The sequence below is a fragment of the Mesorhizobium sp. BR-1-1-10 genome (assembly GCF_020165595.1).
In the GTDB taxonomy this organism is placed as follows: domain Bacteria; phylum Pseudomonadota; class Alphaproteobacteria; order Rhizobiales; family Rhizobiaceae; genus Mesorhizobium; species Mesorhizobium australicum.
In genome coordinates, this window is sequence record NZ_JAIUIL010000002.1 from 324,505 (window position 1) to 344,096 (window position 19,592).

Genomic DNA, 19,592 nt, shown 5'->3' on the forward strand with positions numbered 1-19,592 from the left:
CCAAAGCCCGGAAGAATCAGGCTCCGCCGGGATAGTTGGGGCTTTCGCGGGTAATCGTGACGTCATGGGCGTGGCTTTCACGAAGTCCGGCGTTGGATATGCGCACAAAGGTGGCGCGGTCGCGGAAATCGGCAAGGTCGCGGCCACCAACATAACCCATAGCGGCTTTCAGCCCGCCCGCAAGCTGGTGCAGCACGCCAGACACAGGTCCTTTATAGGGAACCTGCCCTTCAATGCCTTCCGGCACCAGTTTCAGCGTGTCGCGCACCTCGGCCTGGAAGTAGCGATCGGCGGAGCCCCGCGCCATGGCGCCGACCGAGCCCATGCCGCGATAGGCCTTGAAGGAGCGGCCCTGGTGCAGATAGACCTCGCCCGGGCTTTCGTCGGTTCCGGCAAGCAGCGAGCCGATCATGGCGGCGCTGGCGCCGGCGGCGAGTGCCTTGGCGAGATCGCCGGAATATTTGATGCCGCCGTCGGCGATCACCGAGGCGCCTGATTTGTGCGCTGTCTCGACCGCCGACATGATGGCCGAAAGCTGCGGAACGCCGACCCCAGCCACAATGCGGGTGGTGCAGATGGAGCCCGGGCCAATGCCGACCTTGACGGCGTCGGCGCCGGCGTCGATCAGCGCCCGTGTGCCTTCCGCGGTGGCGACGTTGCCGGCCAGGATTCGCACGGAATTGGAAAGCTTCTTCGCCCGCGTCACCGCGTCCAGCACGCGCTGCGAGTGGCCATGCGCTGTGTCGATCACCAAAAGATCGACGCCGGCCTCGATAAGACGCTCGGCGCGCTCGAAGCCGTCATCACCGACGCTGGTGGCGGCCGCGGCGCGCAGGCGCCCCTGCGCATCCTTGGTGGCGTGCGGGTTGAGCTGCGACTTCTCGATGTCCTTGACGGTGATCAGCCCGACGCAATTGCCCGTTTTGTCGACCACCACCAACTTCTCGATGCGGTGCTGGTGCAGAAGCCGCTTGGCCTCGTCCTGGTCGACGTTCTCCTTGACCGTGATCAGGTTCTCACGGGTCATCAATTCGTAGACCTTTTGCGCCGGATCGGAAGCGAAGCGCACATCGCGGTTGGTCAGGATGCCGACCAGCCGCCCGGTCTTGTGGCCACCGGCGCCGCCATTCTCGACCACCGGAATGCCCGAGATCGAATAGGTGCGCATCAGCGACAATGCGTCGGCGAGCGTGGCGTCGGGCCCGATCGTGACCGGGTTGACCACCATGCCGGATTCGAATTTCTTGACCTGCCGCACCTGCTCGGCCTGTTCAGCGGGCGAGAAATTGCGATGGATGACGCCGATGCCGCCGGCCTGCGCCATGGCGATGGCGAGCCTTGCCTCGGTGACCGTGTCCATCGCCGCCGACAGGATCGGCACGTTGAGATCGATGTCGCCGGCGATGCGGGTGCGGATGTCGGTCTGGCCGGGCATGACCTCGGAATGACCGGGCTGCAAAAGCACGTCGTCAAAGGTCAGCGCCAGTGCGCCGGTGGACGTTTCGATGATTTTTGCCATGGCCAGCCCTTTGAATGCGAAAAAGCGCTGGACCAGAATGGACAGCGCCGACTCGTTATTCCCTTTCAGGATTGGCGGTGGCTGGTAACACGTCGCGGGACGGATGAAAAGCCGATCGTTGCGTCGTTCCGCGTTCTAGTCGCCAGACTTCCCCGCTAGAGCATCAAGCAAGGGGTGACGCGGCGCTGCGAAAGGACTGACGACAGTGACCGCGCCCCATGTGAAGCCGTCTTGCAGATCTTCCGAGACCAGCAGCCGACAGCCAGCTTGCGAGGCCGTGGAGAGAATGACCGAGTCCCAAATGCTGAGTCGATGATCGGTAGCCAGATCAGCGGCCATCATCATCACGTCCTGCGTCGTCGCGGCAACGGAAAATGCGTCGCTCCAGCTCAGAAGGGCATCCCGTGCCTCCAGGGGCGGTCTTCCTGCTTTGCGGACCAAAACGTTGAAGAGTTCACCAAGAACCTGAACAGGAATAACCGCGTCATCTTGCCGGAGATCGCGCAGCAATTCGAGAACGATGTCGCGCTTCTCCGCACCGTTCACCCCTTCCGCGTAAGCAAGGATATTCGTATCGAGCGCGATCTTCAATGCTCGTCCTCATAAAGCTCATCGCGCGTCCACTGCCCGGCATTCATGACAGGCTGGCGCTCAAGGCGCGACAACAACGCCGCGCGCGATCGGGCAGCCACACCCTCCTGATGATCCGCGGGCACGATCCGAGCGACCGGACGCCCGTGACTGGTCACCACGTAGCTTTGTCCTTCGCGAACGCCGCGCAGTAGGAGAGAAAACCTGCGATTGGCATCGGCCGCCGAAACACCTTTTTCCATGGCAATGTTCCCATAGTAGTTATATTCACTACAATAATGATGTGTGTCGTTCCATGCAAGGTGTCCCTTGCCTGGCAGGGATCTCTGCCGGCATGGGGCATGCCAAAGCGAAAGGCCGCATCCTTGCAGTCGCACAAAAGTGACAGCAATTTAACACGACATCACCCTCTGGCCGTGATAACCGCCCTGCGTGCCGGCTTGCCCCAGCCGACGACACAGAGAATCAGTCCGGACGCGTCTTGTGAACCGCACCATTCCGCTCATATTGGCGGTCGCTCTCTTCATGGAAAACATGGATTCGACCGTCATCGCGACATCGCTGCCGGCGATCGCCATCGACATCCACACCAGCCCGATCGCGCTCAAACTGGCGCTGACGGCCTATCTGGTGTCGCTGGCGATCTTCATTCCAATCAGCGGCTGGATGGCCGACCGCTTCGGCGCCAAGACCATCTTTCGTGCCGCGATTGCAGTGTTCATTGCCGGTTCGGTGGCGTGCGCCCTCTCCGGTTCGCTGCCCGCCTTCGTAGTCGCGCGTTTCCTGCAAGGCATTGGCGGCGCCATGATGACCCCGGTCGGGCGCCTGGTTCTGGTGCGCGCCACGCCCAAGAGCGAGCTGGTCGCCGCCATGTCGTGGCTGACCGTTCCCGCACTGGTCGGCCCGCTGGTGGGTCCGCCGATCGGCGGCTTCATCACCACCTACTTCACCTGGCACTGGATCTTCCTGATCAACGTCCCGATCGGCCTGATCGGCATTTGGCTTGCCACTCGCTTCCTGCCGGAAACCGAGGCAACCGAGACGCCGCCGCTCGATTTCGTCGGTTTCGTCCTGAGCGGGCTGGCCGCTTCAGGCGTCGTCTTTGGCCTGTCTGTGGTCAGCCTGCCTTATCTGCCGCCGGCGACCGGCTTCATCACGATCGCCGTGGGACTGCTGTCGGGCGGGCTCTACCTCATGCATGCGCGCCGCGCCAAAAATCCGCTGCTGGCGCTCGAACTGTTCCGTAACCAGGTGTTCCGCTCGTCGGTGCTTGGCGGCTCGCTGTTTCGCATCGGCATCGGCGCCGTGCCGTTCCTTTTGCCGCTGATGTTCCAGATCGGTTTCGGGCTGACACCGTTCCAGTCCGGCATGATCACCTTTGTCTCGGCGATCGGCGCCATTGGTATGAAATTCGTCACTGCGCTGATCTTCCGCGTTGTCGGCTTTCGCCGCGTGCTGATCGTCGGCTCGCTGGTCGCCGCCGCATCGATCGCCATCTACGGCCTCTTCACCCCCGAAACACCTTACGCGCTGATGCTGGCCATATTGCTGGTCGGCGGCTTCATCCGCTCGATGTTCTTCACCGGCGTCAACGCGCTCTCCTATGCCGAGGTGTCGGCCGAGGATACCAGCAAGGCAACGCCGATCACGGCGGTGTTCCAGCAGCTCTCGATCGCGCTCGGCGTGGCGCTCGCCGGCGGCATTCTGGAAGTCTCGACCTCGATCCATGGCGGCCCGCTGACGCTGCGCGACTTCCATACCGCCTTCTTCATCGTGGCGGCGGTGTCGGCGGCGGCGTCGCTGTCGTTCATGCGGATGGCGCCCGACGCCGGTAACGCCGTCTCCGGCCATGGCCGGCTGACGACGCCGAAGACGCTGGAACCCGTCAGATCGCCGGGAGAGTGATAAGTCGCCGTAGAGCGATCAGCCGCGGCGTCCCCGGCCGTTCGCCATGGCTCCGGGCGCTCGAGTCCTTCGGAACGTCCACTGGACGTTCCGATCCGCCTGGCGGCGGACCGGCGGGGAGCTGGCCTTTCAGCCGTCGGCGTCCCCCGGCCCTTCGCTATGGCTCGGGGCGCTCGAGTCCTTCGGAACGTCCACTGGACGTTCCGATCCGCCTGGCGGCGGACCGGACTCTCGCCCCTTAAAATCCTTGGCCAACAGATAGAGCTCCACTGATTCATCGCGTGAGGCCGGCGGCTTGACGTGATGGACGGAGCGGAAATTCTTCTTGAGCATCGAGAGCAACTCATTTTCGGCGCCGCCCTGGAAGGTCTTGGCGAGGAAATGGCCGCCCGGCTTGAGGACCGAGAGCGCGAAATCGGCCGCCACCTCGCACAGATGCATGGTGCGGATATGGTCGGTCCGCTTGTGGCCGGTGGTCGGCGCCGCCATGTCGGACAGCACGACATCCGGATCCCCGCCCAGCGCCTCGGCCAGCCTTTGCGGCGCGTCGGCGTCCAGGAAATCCATCAGCAGCACCGGCGCACCGGGCACGGCGTCCATTTCGAGATAATCGATGCCGATGACATGCGGGTTTTCGGCCGTCGATTTCGTGCGCGCGGCCGCGACCTGGCACCAGCCGCCGGGGGCGGCACCCAGATCGATTACTTTCATGCCGGGCTTCAAGAGGTGGTGCTTGTCGTCGATCTCGATCAGCTTGTAGGCCGCGCGCGAGCGATAGCCGTCGGCCTTGGAGCGCTGGACATAGGGATCGTTGATGTGGCGCTGCAGCCAGCGGCGCGACGATTCCTTCAGGCCGCTTTTCTTTTTGATCCGCGTCTTCAGCACGCGAATGCTGGCGGATCCTGGCTTTTCTGGTTTCTTCGTCATTGCCTGATTTCTTGTTTGAGCATGATCATGATGCCCGGGCACGCCCGTCATTGCGCCAGACGCCGTCATCGGCCATCAGCTCACTCAATATTCCTTCGCGCAAGCCCCGGTCGGCGACGCGCAGCCTCTCCGAGGGCCAGACGGCGCGAATCGCTTCGAGGATGGCACAACCGGCCAGCACGAGATCGGCGCGGTCGGTGCCGATGCATGGGTTGGCGCAGCGCTGCTGGAAATCCCAGCCGACCAGTTTCTCCACCATGCGGTCGACGCTGTCGCGGTCCATCCACAGGCCGTCGACCCGTCGGCGGTCGTAGCGTTCGAGGTCGAGATGGACGCCGGCCAGCGTCGTCACCGTACCCGAAGTGCCCAGCAGATGGAAATTCGGGCTGGCCGTGAGATGGCTCAACCGATCGCGGCCATCGAAAGCGGCCAGCCTGCCGGCGACGTCGTCGACCATGGCGGTGAATATCTCGCGCGTCACGGTGCGGCCGCCAAAGCGTTCCGCCAACGAGACGACGCCGACCGGCAGCGAGGTCCACGAGACGATGTGATTGGCCAGCCGCGGCGAACGGCGGCCGGTGAGATCGATCAGGGCGATCTCGGAAGACCCGCCACCGATGTCGAACAGGACGACGCCCTGCGTGTCGCGCTCGACCAGCGAACCGCAGCCGGAAACCGCGAGGCGGGCTTCGGTCTGGCGGTCGATGATCTCGAGCTTCAGGCCAGCCTCGCGTTCGACGCGATCGAGGAACTCCACGCCGTTTTCGGCGGTGCGGCAGGCTTCGGTGGCGATCAGCCTTGCTTTCCTGATCTTGCGGCCGCGCAATTTATCGCCGCAGACCTTCAGCGCCTCGACCGCGCGGTCCATCGCCGGCTGACCGAGCCGGCCATTGGCGGTGAGCCCCTCGCCCAGCCTGACGATGCGCGAGAAGGCATCGATGACGCGAAACTGGCCATGACGCGTGGGAACGGCGACCAGCAGCCGGCAATTGTTGGTGCCGAGGTCCAGCGCGGCGAAGACGGGAAGCTCGTGCACCGGCGGCCGGCGGTGGCCTTGTTCGGGGCGAGGCAATGAAGCGGCGGGCGAGATTGTCGCCGCGGCAACAGGCTTCAAATCCACCGCCGCGACATGAGCCTTGCCTTGCACCGGCGATTGATTGTCCCCTGGGCGCGCCTCGTCACGCGCAAAAACCTTGCGTCCACGCCTTCGCTTGCGCCGTTTCTTGGGCTTGCCCTTCTGGGTCGCGTCGCCAGCCTGCCCATTCACGGAGCGAGGCTCCGTTGGGCGGCGTTGCTGCCAACCGGCTGTCCCCGGGCCTGATGGCCCCAGGGAAGCGCTGGACGCGCCCACCTCCGGCGCGCCTGCGCCGGTGTCGCGGTCTTCCACTGTCGTTCCTTCCGGCGCCGCGCGAACCGGTGAAGGACGCAGCAGGCGCTTTGGCATGTTTCAAGTTGCCGCCAGACTAACAGCGCCGTGCCCGATCACCAAGAGCCGCATGCTGAATTTTGCCGGCTGGGTGCGCGGGCCTGTTTTTGCACTGGCGTAATGCACCGGCAAGGCTGGGCTGGTAGCGCAACACCGTCGCGCCGCCCGGCAAACAGGGATGGCATCAGGCGCGACAAGTGTTCGCGGTTGAATAGCCGGCTTCAATGAGGCATCTCTGAAATGAATGGGAAATCCGGGGCGGACGGCCTCTCGACGGAAAGGAAGCGGATACGCAACGCATGGCAGTCGGGCAATGAACTGGAAACGCTATTTCTGGCCGGTCGTCGGCATCGGCGCGGTGATCTTCTCCCTGCTGCTGCTCTGGCATGAATTGCGCGGCATCTCGCTCGACGACGTCTGGGATGGGCTGGCGGCCATTCCAACTCGTGGCTGGATGCTGGCGGGCTTGAGCTCGGTCGTCGCCTATGCCGCGCTCGCCGGCTACGATCACATCGCGCTGCTGCATATTGGCAAAAAGGTGTCGTGGCTGTTCGTGACACTCTGCTCCTTCACCACCTACGCGCTGTCGCACAATATCGGCGGCTCGGTGTTCTCCGGCGCCGTCATTCGCTACCGTGCCTACGGCACAAGGGGGCTGACCGGCCAGGAAGTCGGCGTGCTGGTGGCGATCTGCTGGATAACCTTCGTGCTGTCGACGTTACTGGTCTCCGGCCTTGTGCTGGTGTTCGAGCCGCGGATCATCGACCGCTTTTCCGGCATTGCCCATCACGGCCTGTCGGAGGCGGCAGGCATTGCGATGCTGGTCCTCATCGCAGCCTATGTATTCGGCAGTTGGCTGCACCTGCGCCCGCTGAGGATCGCCGGGTTTCAGTTGCACTATCCGGCGCTGCCGATCGTCGCCAGGCAGTTGCTGATCGGCCCGATCGAGCTGCTCGCGGCCGCGGCGATCATCTTCTTCGCCCTGCCCGAGGTGCACAATCCCGGCTATTTCGTCGTGCTGGGCGTCTTCCTGGTCTCCTTCTCGGTCGCCCAGATTTCGCACGCGCCAGGCGGCCTCGGCGTTTTCGAGGTGGTGTTCCTGGCCGGGCTTTCCGACATGGACCCGGTCGGCGTGGTGGCGGCGCTGCTGGTGTTCCGGCTGTTTTATCTCATCGTCCCGCTGTCTCTGGGCCTGGGCATCGTGCTGTTCTTCGAACGCTCGCAGTTCAGCCGCAAGGAGAGCTGAGGCTTGGAGGTTCGCACGCCACCGGAAAAGCTGGTGTTCGGAACCGGTGATGAAACCTGGCAATTGAACCGCAAAGCAGACTTGACTATTTTCCACTGGCGGCTACAAGGCAGCGCTCAAGCGGCTCAGCCGTTCGGCCCGCGCGGTTTTCACTTTTTACAGTGATAGTCACGCCTGCTGGGGAATAGGTTAACGGTAGACCCACGGACTCTGACTCCGTTAGTCCTGGTTCGAATCCAGGTTCCCCAGCCAACACCTCTTTAATCGTTGTTTTCAGCTGCTTAGCGAACATTAGAAATTGCTAAGTGTTACACCCAAATGGATGTCTCACCCGGGGGCATCAGCCCTTTCCCTTCATTTCGTGGTAATCTCGATAGAGCTTCGCGACATAGTTTTCGCGGTAGCGCAACAGGTAGAGCGCGAAGAGGCAGAACGCAACCACGCTCGCATAAGACAAGATGCCCGTCGAATAGCACCAAAACGTTTCACATTCTCTCCAGCCGCCGAATCTTCCCTTCCACTGGCCGGCCGAGACAAGCAAAATAAGCCGCCAGCTTGCGAAGGCGAGGCACGCCAGCACCACGGCATAAGAAATGATCTTCGTTTTCTTGTTCATTCCCTACGCTGCAACAAGATTATGAATTCTCGGTTTCGTGCAGCGCCTCGGTCCGGTCGAGTATGACGGGAACGGCGAGGCAAGTGAAAAGCCCGCCGTGGCGAGCGGCGGGCTTCTGGTCGGCGTCGAGGATCCGGCCGGTTAGGGTTCCAGCGTCACCACATCGTCGGCCGGATTACCGAAGATCCAGGTTCCCCAGCCAAACTGGATGTCCTACGGATGATTTCGCCCCGGTCGGCTCGCATGAGGCCGCCGCAGCTGCCGATTCTGCAAGTCCACGAGGTGAGATTGTCGTTCGCAGGAAGCTGACGCGTGGGCGCGTGCTGCCATTCTTCGAGGGCCTGCCACGCTGCCTGGTCGGGATCGAAGCCTGCAGCTCATTGCATTGTTGGGCGAGAATTGACTGCACGTGGCCGTGACGTGCGGCTGCTGTCGGCACAGTATGTTGAAGCCCATACTCCATGGTCGTGTAACTTCATCGTGACCCGATCTCCAGGGAGGAACAATCAGAATGAACTCCAAGTTGGGGGCCAGCCAATCAGCTTGAGGCAGACCACGACCAACCAATGGAGCATGTCATGAGATTTCCACGCTGCACGACCACCGCGGCCGCCACTTTGATGTTCGCGGCCTTCCCTGCGCTCGCCCAGACGAACGGAACACCTGCACCAACCCCGGCGACCCAACAGCCCGGAGCTGGGCAACTGCCGGATGTGAGCGGACAGACGGGTGGGCCGACGCATGAAATGATTCGCCAGATGATTGAGCAAGCCGTCCAGGAGAGAATGCAACAGGATCGGAGCTTTAACGAAGGTGACAATCGGCAAGAGGAGGGTGACAACCGTCAAGAGGAAGCTTCCCGTCATCGAGACGGTTGGCAGCGGCACCGCACTGGCGGGCCGGCCGGTGAGCATGGAATGGTCGGAAATCATGGTCCTCGCATGATGCGCGGCACCGGGATGCGACTTGTACTGGCGCTTCTGGACACGGATGGTGACGGATCGCTGTCCGAGAACGAGGTCCAGGAGGCTGTCGGCAGAATCTTCTCTGCAATCGACCAGAACGGTGACGGGAAGATCGACATGGATGAAATCCAGTCTTTCTCGCATGGCTCTGGCGGTCGTGAAGAAATGCCGTGATTGGCTAGTGTCTTAGCTTGAAATCCGGCTAGTCAAAAAGCGGCTCGGAGTTTGGCGAACACCACAGGCGCCATGAGGGGCTTTGGGGAGAGGCAACACGGCCGTGGGCGCGTTCTCCCCCGGAGCCCGCTGCCGGTTCCCAATCGCCCATCCAGCGACCTAAGGTCAAGTTGAGCGGGCATCCGGCCAGATGTCCTCACATAGATCCTTTCAACGCAGTCATCCGTAAAGCAGCCGGATCGGGCGAGGCCCGGGCCAGCCGTCAGGATCGCAGACACAGTCGGGCCAGCCGTCACCGACAAGCCTTCCATCAAGAACTGCAGTGTTACTTTACCAGCAGCGCGCCGTGTTTCGCCCAAAGTTGCTCACATTGCTTCGCCCTCAAGCATGGCGCTCCCGCAACTTTATGAAAGATTATCGCAGAACGAACGTCGTAGCCCAATACCGACGCGTTTGCCAAAAAGTGAACTGCCTCTCCAAGACGGCGAAGTTCAAGGGCGGCTTCTTTCTTGTTCGCTGCGTCGAATACACCGAGGACCTGCACTTCATCATCACGTGAGCCCAACACGGCGGCCATGGCCTCGTCACTCATCACCCCCACGACTGTTCACGCGGTTGCTGCTGAAGAAACCCACCGCTACCCAGTACGCTGATGCTCGATGCATGCCGGCAACGGTTTCTTCTTTCATCGTCGCTGGCTCTTGCCGAGAGCCAAATAGCGGCGGCCTTTGTCAGACCAATGAGGCACTCACCTGCAAACTCGGCCGGTTCGTCGCTCGTGGTGTCGAATACCGCCCATGTGTCGCACGGTTCCAGAACGGGTAAGAATTTCATATTAGTCTCCGCTAATTTTTCTCCCAACATTAGCGGAACCACTTTGTTCCTGGAGCTTCGATGCCGTGCTCACGCGTACCCGTCTCGACGGATGCCGGCAGCGAAGGGCCTCGCCGGCGAGCGGTCGCGTCCAGGGCCGTGACTCTCAAGCGTGGACAACCAGGAGGCGTAGAACCGTTGACGTCGCTTTGATCGGACTGGCCTCTGGAGATCGATGCGATGCCCTACCAGCAGGACATGCAAGCAGCGCCATCCAGCCGGGTCGTATACAGCTTGGTTAACAACCATCGGCCCTTAGCGATCTTACCATGCGAACGACAATGGGATCGTAGGGGAGCTTTTCGTCACGACTATAGGTGGCCGTAAACAATGCCGCGCGGCCGTCGCATACTTTGACGGCCCGGACATACAGTATCTGACCGTCCTTCAGCCCAGAATAGCTGGCCCATTGCGGCATCACTCGCTTATAGGTCAACCTCCAGCCGTCGTGCTCATTCACTGCCATGCGATGCTCTATCTCGGTGCGAAAACTCGCCTTGCCGAGTTGCGCCCCCCATACTGCGAGAAACGCTTTGTTTTTGCCCTCGAAGGCTGCCCCTTGGTCGGAGCGCTGGGTAAGTACAAACCCCGGGGGGACATCGAACACGAAGCCGAGATGTTTGATCCCGAAGCCCTGCCATCCCTGAGCACCGAGCAGCGACGTGGGCACCGTGGTGACAAGTAAACTCAGCAGAATATGGGGACCATATCTCATAGCTGTTCCTATTGCTTCGGCGTCCCGCTCCCTGTCCGTGGCACGTCGTCTAGTAGGGTCGGCTCGACCGAGTCGTTCGTTCGGTGATCTGCTGGCAGCTTGCCGTTTGGGGTCATCTGGTTAACGGCGTCCGGCAGATCCCTGGTGATCCTCGCAATGAGCTCCTCGCGCGAGAGGCCAGTCTGCGTTGAAAGTGCCTCCAGCGTCTGCGCGTCGATAGCCTTTTCCACCTCATGAGGCTCGATCGGCTCGTTCGGCCCGGTGCCAACCCAGGAGTCCACCTTCGGGCCAGCACCTGCATTTTTAAAACGGTCGAGAATATCGCCAAGCGCGGTGCCGGCAACGCCCCTGGACACCTGGTCCAGTATCCCCCCTTGCGGATTGTTTGCATCGCGCTCTCCCGCTCCACGGATCATCTCTGCGATCGTGTCGCGGTTTTGATAAGCCAAGACCCCCAGCATAGCGATCGCAAGTCTTCCAGGATTGGCCACTCGTTCCTCCTGTGGTCTCGAGCTTGGAGAAGCTCTCGGCCTGCCAAAAGTTCCGCATTGGCCACCAAACCTTAGGTGGATACCTCCGGACGTGCACATGAGGTGGGCAAACGCGCCAGGAAGTCGATGCCTCACAAACCCGAAGCTAGTATCCTACTTTGTCCGTAAGCACCCGCAATTCAGGCTGAGGCGCGACCCAGAAAGTTCGAAAAGCTTCCAGGAACCCCAGCCAAGCATTTTTCAATGAAAATGGTCACTTAGCGAAAATCGGAACCGGAACACTTTTCTGATGCATAAATCCGGCACATCGCTGTCGCCACGCTTCGCGAACAAATCCTGCAAGGCCGCCTGATGGTCACTGACACCGAGTTCATCGTCGAAAGCATCAGCCAAGGCTGCGTGATGCTTGCCGATGGCGAGTTCTTTATCGACAGGCTGGTGAAGTATGTCGGCAATGGGAGGATCCGCTGGCATGTCGAATTCCGTGGACATCGCATCGAGCTGACGACCGGCCAGCTCAAGAAGCAGCCTACCTTCCGACGGAAGATGCTCGAACAGGCCGGCGTGCTGCCGCCCCAGTGTCCCGGGGCCAACTACAGGCGATGGGTTCTCGATCTGAGGAGGAACGCCATCGAGCTTCCCTGGCGGGAGAGACCGGTCGATGCCGGTTTCTCGGTAGACAGGCTTGTCGGTCATGGGGGCGACCGCTGGACGGTTGAATACCAAGGCAAGGCTATCAAGTTCACGACGACCAAACTGCGCAGGCAAACCAGCTTCCGCAAGAGGATGCTGCTCAAGGCCAAGGTGCTGCCGCCCCGGATGGACCCGGTTGCCTATCGGAAGTGGGTGGACTGGCTGATTCAAAACGCCGCCGAGGTCGCCCCGCGGGCCGGCGATGCCGTGATAACCGAGAAAAGTTGGCTTGACGACCTGCCGGAGTTAGGCGGCTGGCAAGACGAAGCGGCGCCCGAAGCAACCGACTAGGACGGCGCGCTGCCGCTCTTCACACTCACCCCAAACCATGGTGTTTGCCACGGCTACGAATTTCGGAACACATTGATCGCGAAGAATCTGGCCAGGGCTTGGCTCGTGGCGAACCAGACTTGAATGAGACCCCATGGATCGCTTCAATCTCGGCGCCTACCGCCGCCCGATCTCCACCCGCTCCACCGAAACCCAGCGCTGGTTCGATATCGGTCTTAACTGGTGCTACGGCTTCAACCATGAGGAAGGCATCAAGTGCTTTGAGAAGGCACTGGAGACCGATCCGGACTGCCCGATGGTTCATTGGGGCATCGCCTATGCAGCCGGGCCTTTCTACAATCTGACCTGGAAAGAGCATGGCGAGGCCGAGGCAAACAGCGCGACGAAGCGTTGCTTCGAGCATGTCCAGCTCGCGCGCGCCAGTGCGGCTGCAGCCAGCGAGGTCGAAAGACAATTGATCGAGGCGTTGGCCTGCCGCTTCCGGAAACCGCACCGGGTGACGCCACAGGAATTCGAGCAATGGGACGACGCCTATGCCGCCGCGATGCGGCGGGTCTATCAAAATTTTCCCGACGATCATGATGTGATGGCGCTTCTCGTCGAGGCGCTGATGATGCGCACGGTGCGGCGCCTGTGGAATCTCAAGACCGGTGAACCGGCGCCGAATTCCGATGTCGTCGAGGCGCTGGAGGTTTGCGAGCGGTCAATCCTGCTGGCAGACGAGGCCGGCACCGCCCAGCATCCGGCGATCGTCCATCTGCACATCCATCTGCTGGAAATGTCCACCATCCCGGAACGCGGCATGCGCTCGGCCGATCTGCTCGGCGAGATGTGCCCCGATGCCGGGCACATGAACCACATGCCGGGGCATATCTATGTGCTGTGCGGCGAGTATGAGAAAGCGAAGCTCGCCAGCGAAAAGGCGGTTCGGGCCAACGACCTTTATATCGCCTACGCCAATGAGCCGACCTATTATCTGCTCGGCTGCTGCCACGATCTGCACCTGATGATGTTCACCTGCATGTTGTCGGGCCAGTACCAGCCAGCGCTGTGGGCCGCCGACAAGGTGCGCAGCCTGGTGACGCGTGACGTGGTCGCCATCCAGGATCGGCCCAAACTCACCCAGACCGTGGAAGGCTACCATGCGATGAAATCGCACGTGCTGGTGCGCTTCGGTCGCTGGCGGGAAATCATCGACGAGCCGGCAACCGAAGAGCCCGGCCTCTATGTGCTGACGGCGGCCATGCAGCATTACGCCAAGGGCGTGGCGCATGCGACGCTGAGGCAATTCACCGACGCCGAGCGCGAGCGTGAACGCTTCCACCAGCATCTCGAAGGCATTCCAGCCGAGCGGCGTTTTCTCAGCAACCCGGCCCGCGCCTCGCTCGCCGTCGGTGCCGCCTTGCTCGACGGCGAGCTTGCCTACCATCAGGGCCTGCACGAGCAGGCCTATGGCCATCTCAGGCACGCGGTCGAGCTGGACGACAATCTGTCCTACACCGAGCCGTGGGCGTGGATGCACCCGCCGCGCCATGCGCTGGCGGCGCTGCTTCTCGACCAGGGCCACGCGCAAGAGGCGGAGCAGGTCTATCGCGACGATCTCGGCCTGAGCGGCAATGTGCAGCGCTGCGCCCGGCACCCGGACAATGTCTGGGCGCTGCACGGGCTGGTGGAATGTTTGGGGCGGCGCGGCGAGAGCCAAGAGCTGCCTGCACTGCAGGCAAAACTCGCCACGGCGCTGGCCAAGGCCGATGTGCCGATCAGCTCATCGTGCCTGTGCCGGACGGGCGTGCAATCGGCACTCAGCTGTTGTCCTTGATGCCCATCGCACCCTTCCCGGGCAGTTCAATCATGGAATGCTGAAGGGCACCGATTCAGCAACCGTTCCATCGATGGCCAAATCAACCCGATAGGTGCCCTCCGGCCATCCCGCCGTTGGTTTGCTGAGTTGTGAATCAGCCTGATTGTTGGCTCCTACGTCGAGGTCGACCTTGTCGATCGTATAGTTCTCCGGCGCGGCGCCGTGGGAATCAACCGAGACCCAGGAGAACGTGATTTTCGAGGTCGGCGCGATATCCACAAGGTCAGCCGAGACGTAGATCGCCGGTGTCTCGACAGGGAAGTTGCTCTGAGGCGTTCCCCCGTCCTTCGTCGCGGAAAGGACGATGTTGGTGAAGCCCGCCGCCTGGGCCGGCATACCGAAACTGAGCGCCGCCAAGGCGGCAATGGCTAGAACTAGAGCTGATTTCAAGACTTATTTCTCCTCGGGCTTGGGTGCTGGCCCAGCAAATCGGGGTCAAAGCGGGTTGAGGACGGATGCCGTCAGCCCAGCCATTTGTCATAGTCGGCCACCAATAGATGCAACGGCGGTGTGTCTTCCTCGATATCGGCGAAACGGCCGATCGGCTCGCGGAAGACGTTGTCCGTGCGATCATCATTGACGGTCGACACCTCGCCGATCAGGACATCCTTGCCCTCGGCCCAGAAGGCGTGCCAGACGCCGGGCAAGAGCGTGACGCTTTGGCCGGGATCAAGCTTCAGCAGTCCGCCCGCCGGCAGCCTGTGGATAGTTCCGTCGACCGGCACCGAAACCTCGGCCTTGGGGTCGATGCCGCCGTCGCGATCATGCATGAACAGTTCAAGCACCAGCTTGCCGCCGCCGCGGTTGATGATGTCTTCGGCCTTGATGTTGTGGCGGTGCATCGGCGACATCTGCTCCTTGCGCGAAATCATGATCTTCTCGGCATAGAGCATGCCCATGCCCTTCTTCATGTCCTCGTAGCGGCCGTTGCGAACGGTGAACAGGAACAGGCCGAGATCGTCGAACTTGCCCTGGCCATAGTCGGTGATGTCCCAGCCGAGCCGCGAGGTGAAGATGGCCGAAGAATCGACCTGGCGCGCCTTCATCTCTTCCGGCGACCAGTAGGCGAAGGGCGGCATGATATAGCCGAACGAGCGGATGAAAGCGTCGGCTTCGCGGATGATGTCGTTGATGGCGGAGCGTTTCATGATGATGACCCTCGTGTCGATTTTTCCGACAATCGCATAGCCGAACGCCGGTGCGGTGTCGATCCACCTTGCCTGTTCGAGCCCTGTCTGTTCGAGCCTTGCGCGGGCCAGTCATGGCCAACAGATCGCGGCCCGCTGGCCGCGTGACATCGCGTGCTTTGAGGCTCATAACCCTTGCGAATTGCACAGGGATAGCCGATGCCGACCATCCATGACCTCGATACGCCTTCGATCCTGATCGACGTCGCACGCGCCGAAGCCAACATTGCTCGTGCACAGGCTCATGCCGACAAGAACGGACTGAAGCTCAGGCCGCACATCAAGACGCACAAGCTGCCTTATTGGGCGAAGAAGCAAATGGCGGCAGGTGCCGTCGGCATCACGTGCCAGAAGATCGGCGAGGCCGAGGTAATGGCCGACGCCGGGCTGACCGATATCTTTCTTCCCTACAACATCCTGGGGCGCGCCAAGCTCGAGCGGCTGAAGGCGCTGCATGGCCGCGTGACCCTGTCGGTCACGGCCGACAGCATGGACACGCTGGAAGGGCTCGCGGCAGCTTTCACCGATGCCGGCCATCCTCTGTCCGTGCTGGTCGAATGCGACACCGGCATGGGTCGCTGCGGCGTACAGACAGCCAATGAAGCGGTGGCGCTGGCAAGGCTGATCGACAAGGCTGGTGGCCTCACCTTCGGCGGACTGATGACCTATCCGGCCGCCGGCCGCGCGGCTGAAGCCGAAGCCTGGCTCGCCACCGCCAAGCAGGCGCTGGCTGCCTCGGGGCTTGCCTGCGAGCGCATCTCCAGTGGCGGCACGCCTGATATGTGGCGCTCCGTCGACGCATCCGTCGTCACGGAGTATCGCCCGGGAACCTACATCTATCTCGATCGCTACCAGGTCGCCAAAGGCGTCGGCACCTTGGACGATTGCGCGCTGACGGTGCTCGCGACCGTGGTCAGCCATCCGACAGCGACCCGCGCCATTCTCGATAGCGGCAGCAAGGCCCTGTCCAGCGATACGCTAGGGCTAAAGGATTTTGGAGAGTTGATGGGCGTCCCCGGAGCACTGGTGACGGGCCTGAGCGAGGAGCACGGCACGGTCACGCTTTCTGGCGACGGCAGGCTGCGCATTGGCGAACGCGTGCGCGTGGTGCCGGACCACTGCTGCGTCGTCACCAACCTGTTCAACGAGGTCAATCTGATAGACGACGAGAAGGTTCTCGAAACGCTGCCAGTGGCGGCTCGCGGGCTGATGACATGAGGTTTTAGACCGGACGCTCCGCCTGCCGCGCTGCCACCCGCCGCATGGCTATCACCCGGCGGCGGCGGATTTCGGTGCGCATTGCCATCAGGTGCAGCGCGAAGAACAGCACGGTAAAGCCGAAAGCCATCACCAGCAGAGGCCAGAGCAGGCTCGGGTCGATGGTAGGGCCGCCGAGCCGGAACACCGAGGCAGGCTGGTGCAGCGTGTTCCACCAGTCGACCGAGAATTTGATGATCGGGATATTGATGAAGCCAACCAGCGTGATGATGGCAGCGGCCCAGGCGGCGCGGCTGGCATCATCCAGCGCACGGGTCAGCGCGATGATGCCGAGATACATCAGGAACAGCACGAAGACAGAAGTCAGGCGAGCGTCCCACACCCACCAGGTGCCCCACATCGGCTTGCCCCAGATCGAACCGGTGATCAGCGCCAGCGCGGTGAACACCGCTCCAATGGGTGCGGCCGACTTCAGCGCGACATCGGCCAGCGGATGGCGCCAGACCAGCGTGCCAAGCGCGGAGACCGCCATCAGCGTATAGCACATCATGGCGAGCCAGGCGAAAGGCACGTGGATGTACATGATGCGAACGGTGATACCCTGCTGGAAATCCTCGGGCGCGGTGAAGCTCATATAGAGGCCAATCGCGAGGATGAGCGCGGCGAGCGCCGCCAGCCACGGCACAAGCTTGTCGGCAAGCCCGACGAACCGCGTCGGATTGGCAAGATCGGTCAGGCCGCTCAGGCGTGAGGTGGTGTCACTCATGCGACTTTACATAGACCGCCGATGCGTTTGGGGCAATCGAGCGGCGGTGTCGCAGCTCTGGTCTTGCCTCCTCCCGTTCGGGAGAAGGCGGAACCGTTAACGGCTCAGGCGGCCTCGCCCTGCACCGACCGGCTGAGGCGCCGGACTTCCTCGTCGTTGAGCAGGCCGCCGGCGCGCAGCAGGCTGGCGAAGCGGCCGTTGCGCAGCGACAGTTCGGCAAAGCCACCCATCTCGACCACCCTGCCCTTGTCCATGAACACGACCAGATCGGCGTCGCGGACGGTGGTCAGGCGGTGGGCGATGATGAAAGTGGTGCGGTCGCGGCGCAATTCGTCGATCGCTTCCTTGACGCGGTCCTCGGTCTCGACGTCGAGTGCGCTGGTCGCCTCGTCGAGCACCAGGATCGGGGCATCCTTCAGCACGGCACGGGCAATGGCGATGCGCTGGCGCTCGCCGCCCGAGAGCTGGCCGCCACGTTCGCCGACCACCGTGTCGTAGCCATTGCTCTTGGCCAGGATGAAATCCTGCGCCGCGGCCGCGGTGGCGGCGGCATGGATCTCGTCGTTGGTCGCATCGGCGCGGCCGACGCGGATGTTGTCCTCGATCGAGCGGTTCAAAAGCCCGGCGTCCTGGAACACGGTGGCGATCGAATGGCGCAGCGACTTGCGGGTCACCGTGCGGGTATCGATGCCGTCGATCAGGATACGGCCACTGGACGGCGAGAAGACGCGCTGCAGCAAGTTGATGAGCGTGGTCTTGCCCGCACCCGTCGGTCCGACGATGGCGACGGTCTGGCCGGCCTGCACCTCGAAGGACACGTCGCTGACGCCCTGCCCCGAATTGGCGAACTCGAAGCTGACATCCTCGAAACGAACATGGCCGGTGACGTTGGCAAGGTCGCGCAGACCATCCGGCTCGGCGGTATCGGCGGCCGAGTCCTCGAGCTTGTAGAAATCCTCGAGCTTGGCGCGAGCTTCCGAAATCTGGTTCGCGAAAGCCGACATCTGATCGAGCCGTGAGATCAGCAGCGTGGCGAAGCCGGTGAAGGCGATGACGTCACCGATGCGCAGCTGGCCATGAGTGACCAGGTAAGCGCCGATCAGAAGCACCACCATCATCGAGATCGTCGACGACAGCCGATTGAGCGCATTGGCGATAGCCCACCAGTCGAGCACCGGGTTCTGCGCGTCGAGCAGGTTCTTGACGTAGCCACGCAGCGCCTCGGCCTCGTAGCCGAGACGGTTGTAGCTCTGCAGCACGGCGACGTTGCTCACCGAGTCCGTCACATGCGCGAATACCTTGTGATAGTGGCGCTCGACCGCAGCTTGGCCTTCCTTGGTGCGCTTCATCACCAGGCGGCCGATGCCGACATAGAGCACGCCGAGCACGAGCAGAACCATCGACATGCGCACATCCATGCTGAGCGCCGTCGGAACCAGCAGAACGAGCGCGACAGCGGTCGACAAGTGCTGGCGCATGAATTCAAGCCAGAGGCTGAACAGAGTCTCGACGGCGCGCAGCAGCGTGTGGAGGGCATTCGAGGTGCCACGCTGATGATGCCAGGCGAGCGGCATGGTGATGACGCGCTCGAACGACTGACAGAGCACTTCGCTGCGCCGGGCGTGCGCGAACCGGTCGGCGCCGCGCGCTACCAGGACGAAAGCCATGACATTGAAGGCGCCGAGGCCGGCCCACACGGCGAGCGTGGAGAAAACCGAACCGTGCGCGGAAATCGCGTCGATGACCCGGCCGAACATGATCGGCTCAAGGATCGCGATGGCTGCAAGAGCGACGTTGGCCGAACAGATCAGCGCGACGCGCTTCTTGTCGGCAGCCAGATACCCCAGCGCTCTCCAATAGATCTGCAGAAGTGACACTTCAGCTACTCCGCCAACGTTCTATTGTGCCCAATACCAATATTGTGCACCGCACCATTTCCTGACACGTAACGGTTGATGCGTCGCAAAACAATGCCCGTCTATCTCTTCCGTTCCCATTTAGCGAACAAAAGATGACGACGATACGAAATCTGGCGTGATCACCTAACAGTTTGAGATAAAAGGTGAAATGTCAGCCTTGCGGCAAAATCATGGCAGTGGTCGAGCTGTGCCACATTTTTAATCACGGC

At 62.1% G+C, this 19,592-nt stretch carries 20 protein-coding genes and 1 tRNA gene; 8 read left to right on the forward strand and 13 right to left on the reverse strand.

What is annotated here, in order from left to right; translation table 11 throughout:
- Positions 1–16 precede the first annotated feature (16 nt).
- The 3 genes from guaB to LB555_RS04590 form a co-directional block, all read right to left on the reverse strand.
- Positions 17–1,519 (reverse strand): IMP dehydrogenase, encoded by a 1,503-nt coding sequence (gene guaB / locus LB555_RS04580; RefSeq protein ID WP_015318286.1) that lies wholly within the window; start codon positions 1,517–1,519, stop codon positions 17–19.
- A gap of 135 nt (positions 1,520–1,654) precedes the next feature.
- Positions 1,655–2,110, reverse strand: a complete 456-nt coding sequence (locus LB555_RS04585) for a PIN domain-containing protein (RefSeq protein ID WP_140617088.1) — start codon at positions 2,108–2,110, stop codon at positions 1,655–1,657.
- On the reverse strand, positions 2,107–2,352 hold the full coding sequence (locus LB555_RS04590) for a type II toxin-antitoxin system Phd/YefM family antitoxin (protein WP_140617089.1): 246 nt from the start codon (positions 2,350–2,352) through the stop codon (positions 2,107–2,109). Before LB555_RS04590 ends, LB555_RS04585 begins: the two co-directional genes overlap by 4 nt.
- Positions 2,353–2,593: 241 nt before the next feature.
- On the opposite strand from LB555_RS04590, the gene LB555_RS04595 reads away from it, so the two are divergent.
- Positions 2,594–4,015 carry an MFS transporter gene (locus LB555_RS04595; protein ID WP_140720815.1) on the forward strand — a complete coding sequence of 474 codons (1,422 nt, stop codon included), beginning with the start codon at positions 2,594–2,596 and terminating at the stop codon, positions 4,013–4,015.
- Positions 4,016–4,144: 129 nt separating this feature from the next.
- Here the strand turns inward: LB555_RS04595 and LB555_RS04600 are convergent, their stop codons facing one another.
- Positions 4,145–4,942, reverse strand: a complete 798-nt coding sequence (locus tag LB555_RS04600; protein ID WP_015318290.1) for an RlmE family RNA methyltransferase — start codon at positions 4,940–4,942, stop codon at positions 4,145–4,147.
- A 25-nt stretch (positions 4,943–4,967) separates the two neighbouring features.
- A complete protein-coding gene (locus tag LB555_RS04605; protein WP_263488904.1) occupies positions 4,968–6,386 on the reverse strand; it encodes a Ppx/GppA phosphatase family protein in 1,419 nt (472 codons plus the stop codon).
- Between the two features lie 295 nt (positions 6,387–6,681).
- Between LB555_RS04605 and LB555_RS04610 the strand changes: the two genes are divergently transcribed.
- The 3 genes from LB555_RS04610 to LB555_RS04620 all read left to right on the forward strand — a co-directional run bounded on the left by LB555_RS04610 (position 6,682) and on the right by LB555_RS04620 (position 7,866).
- A complete protein-coding gene (locus tag LB555_RS04610) occupies positions 6,682–7,614 on the forward strand; it encodes a lysylphosphatidylglycerol synthase domain-containing protein (RefSeq protein WP_224682354.1) in 933 nt (310 codons plus the stop codon).
- A gap of 3 nt (positions 7,615–7,617) precedes the next feature.
- Entirely contained in the window at positions 7,618–7,779 is a 162-nt protein-coding gene (locus LB555_RS04615) for a hypothetical protein (RefSeq protein WP_157163664.1), read from the forward strand.
- Positions 7,780–7,792: 13 nt separating this feature from the next.
- Positions 7,793–7,866, forward strand: a tRNA-Gln gene (locus tag LB555_RS04620).
- Between the two features lie 88 nt (positions 7,867–7,954).
- On the opposite strand, the gene LB555_RS04625 is transcribed toward LB555_RS04620, so the two are convergent.
- Positions 7,955–8,230 carry a hypothetical protein gene (locus LB555_RS04625; RefSeq protein ID WP_015318293.1) on the reverse strand — a complete coding sequence of 92 codons (276 nt, stop codon included), beginning with the start codon at positions 8,228–8,230 and terminating at the stop codon, positions 7,955–7,957.
- Positions 8,231–8,808: 578 nt separating this feature from the next.
- On the opposite strand from LB555_RS04625, the gene LB555_RS04630 reads away from it, so the two are divergent.
- Positions 8,809–9,369 (forward strand): EF-hand domain-containing protein, encoded by a 561-nt coding sequence (locus tag LB555_RS04630; RefSeq protein WP_015318294.1) that lies wholly within the window; start codon positions 8,809–8,811, stop codon positions 9,367–9,369.
- A 325-nt stretch (positions 9,370–9,694) separates the two neighbouring features.
- Here LB555_RS04630 and LB555_RS04635 read toward each other — a convergent pair whose 3' ends face one another.
- The 3 genes from LB555_RS04635 to LB555_RS04645 form a co-directional block, all read right to left on the reverse strand.
- The gene (locus LB555_RS04635; RefSeq protein ID WP_041163471.1) at positions 9,695–9,961 is read right to left on the reverse strand and encodes a hypothetical protein; all 267 of its coding nucleotides are present in this window, start codon (positions 9,959–9,961) and stop codon (positions 9,695–9,697) included.
- 519 nt (positions 9,962–10,480) lie between these two features.
- Positions 10,481–10,957: a hypothetical protein gene (locus LB555_RS04640; RefSeq protein WP_224682355.1), complete on the reverse strand. Its 477-nt coding sequence runs from the start codon at positions 10,955–10,957 to the stop codon at positions 10,481–10,483.
- 8 nt (positions 10,958–10,965) lie between these two features.
- Positions 10,966–11,448 (reverse strand): YidB family protein, encoded by a 483-nt coding sequence (locus LB555_RS04645; RefSeq protein WP_015318296.1) that lies wholly within the window; start codon positions 11,446–11,448, stop codon positions 10,966–10,968.
- 351 nt (positions 11,449–11,799) lie between these two features.
- Between LB555_RS04645 and LB555_RS04650 the strand changes: the two genes are divergently transcribed.
- Together LB555_RS04650 and LB555_RS04655 are read left to right on the forward strand one after the other, a co-directional pair.
- Complete coding sequence (locus tag LB555_RS04650; protein WP_015318297.1) at positions 11,800–12,432, forward strand: hypothetical protein; 633 nt, start codon at positions 11,800–11,802, stop codon at positions 12,430–12,432.
- Positions 12,433–12,565: 133 nt separating this feature from the next.
- Positions 12,566–14,251: a hypothetical protein gene (locus LB555_RS04655; RefSeq protein ID WP_015318298.1), complete on the forward strand. Its 1,686-nt coding sequence runs from the start codon at positions 12,566–12,568 to the stop codon at positions 14,249–14,251.
- A 30-nt stretch (positions 14,252–14,281) separates the two neighbouring features.
- Here the strand turns inward: LB555_RS04655 and LB555_RS04660 are convergent, their stop codons facing one another.
- Positions 14,282–14,683, reverse strand: a complete 402-nt coding sequence (locus LB555_RS04660; protein WP_015318299.1) for a hypothetical protein — start codon at positions 14,681–14,683, stop codon at positions 14,282–14,284.
- 71 nt (positions 14,684–14,754) lie between these two features.
- Positions 14,755–15,441, reverse strand: a complete 687-nt coding sequence (locus LB555_RS04665) for a D-lyxose/D-mannose family sugar isomerase (protein ID WP_015318300.1) — start codon at positions 15,439–15,441, stop codon at positions 14,755–14,757.
- A gap of 198 nt (positions 15,442–15,639) precedes the next feature.
- Between LB555_RS04665 and LB555_RS04670 the strand changes: the two genes are divergently transcribed.
- A complete protein-coding gene (locus LB555_RS04670) occupies positions 15,640–16,698 on the forward strand; it encodes a D-TA family PLP-dependent enzyme (RefSeq protein ID WP_015318301.1) in 1,059 nt (352 codons plus the stop codon).
- A 4-nt stretch (positions 16,699–16,702) separates the two neighbouring features.
- Here the strand turns inward: LB555_RS04670 and LB555_RS04675 are convergent, their stop codons facing one another.
- Both LB555_RS04675 and LB555_RS04680 read right to left on the reverse strand, forming a co-directional pair.
- Positions 16,703–17,464, reverse strand: a complete 762-nt coding sequence (locus tag LB555_RS04675; RefSeq protein WP_015318302.1) for a heme ABC transporter permease — start codon at positions 17,462–17,464, stop codon at positions 16,703–16,705.
- Positions 17,465–17,568: 104 nt separating this feature from the next.
- Positions 17,569–19,341, reverse strand: coding sequence for a glucan ABC transporter ATP-binding protein/ permease (locus LB555_RS04680; protein ID WP_015318303.1), 1,773 nt, complete (start codon positions 19,339–19,341; stop codon positions 17,569–17,571).
- Positions 19,342–19,592: the final 251 nt, after the last annotated feature.

Coding starts and splice junctions, on each gene's coding strand:
- guaB (WP_015318286.1), bottom strand. CDS start 1,519: ATGGCAAAAATCATCGAAACGTCCACCGGCGCACTGGCGCTGACCTTT.
- LB555_RS04590 (WP_140617089.1), bottom strand. CDS start 2,352: ATGGAAAAAGGTGTTTCGGCGGCCGATGCCAATCGCAGGTTTTCTCTC.
- LB555_RS04600 (WP_015318290.1), bottom strand. CDS start 4,942: ATGACGAAGAAACCAGAAAAGCCAGGATCCGCCAGCATTCGCGTGCTG.
- LB555_RS04605 (WP_263488904.1), bottom strand. CDS start 6,386: ATGCCAAAGCGCCTGCTGCGTCCTTCACCGGTTCGCGCGGCGCCGGAA.
- LB555_RS04610 (WP_224682354.1), top strand. CDS start 6,682: ATGAACTGGAAACGCTATTTCTGGCCGGTCGTCGGCATCGGCGCGGTG.
- LB555_RS04625 (WP_015318293.1), bottom strand. CDS start 8,230: ATGAACAAGAAAACGAAGATCATTTCTTATGCCGTGGTGCTGGCGTGC.
- LB555_RS04630 (WP_015318294.1), top strand. CDS start 8,809: ATGAGATTTCCACGCTGCACGACCACCGCGGCCGCCACTTTGATGTTC.
- LB555_RS04635 (WP_041163471.1), bottom strand. CDS start 9,961: ATGAGTGACGAGGCCATGGCCGCCGTGTTGGGCTCACGTGATGATGAA.
- LB555_RS04640 (WP_224682355.1), bottom strand. CDS start 10,957: ATGAGATATGGTCCCCATATTCTGCTGAGTTTACTTGTCACCACGGTG.
- LB555_RS04650 (WP_015318297.1), top strand. CDS start 11,800: ATGGTCACTGACACCGAGTTCATCGTCGAAAGCATCAGCCAAGGCTGC.
- LB555_RS04655 (WP_015318298.1), top strand. CDS start 12,566: ATGGATCGCTTCAATCTCGGCGCCTACCGCCGCCCGATCTCCACCCGC.
- LB555_RS04665 (WP_015318300.1), bottom strand. CDS start 15,441: ATGAAACGCTCCGCCATCAACGACATCATCCGCGAAGCCGACGCTTTC.
- LB555_RS04670 (WP_015318301.1), top strand. CDS start 15,640: ATGCCGACCATCCATGACCTCGATACGCCTTCGATCCTGATCGACGTC.
- LB555_RS04675 (WP_015318302.1), bottom strand. CDS start 17,464: ATGAGTGACACCACCTCACGCCTGAGCGGCCTGACCGATCTTGCCAAT.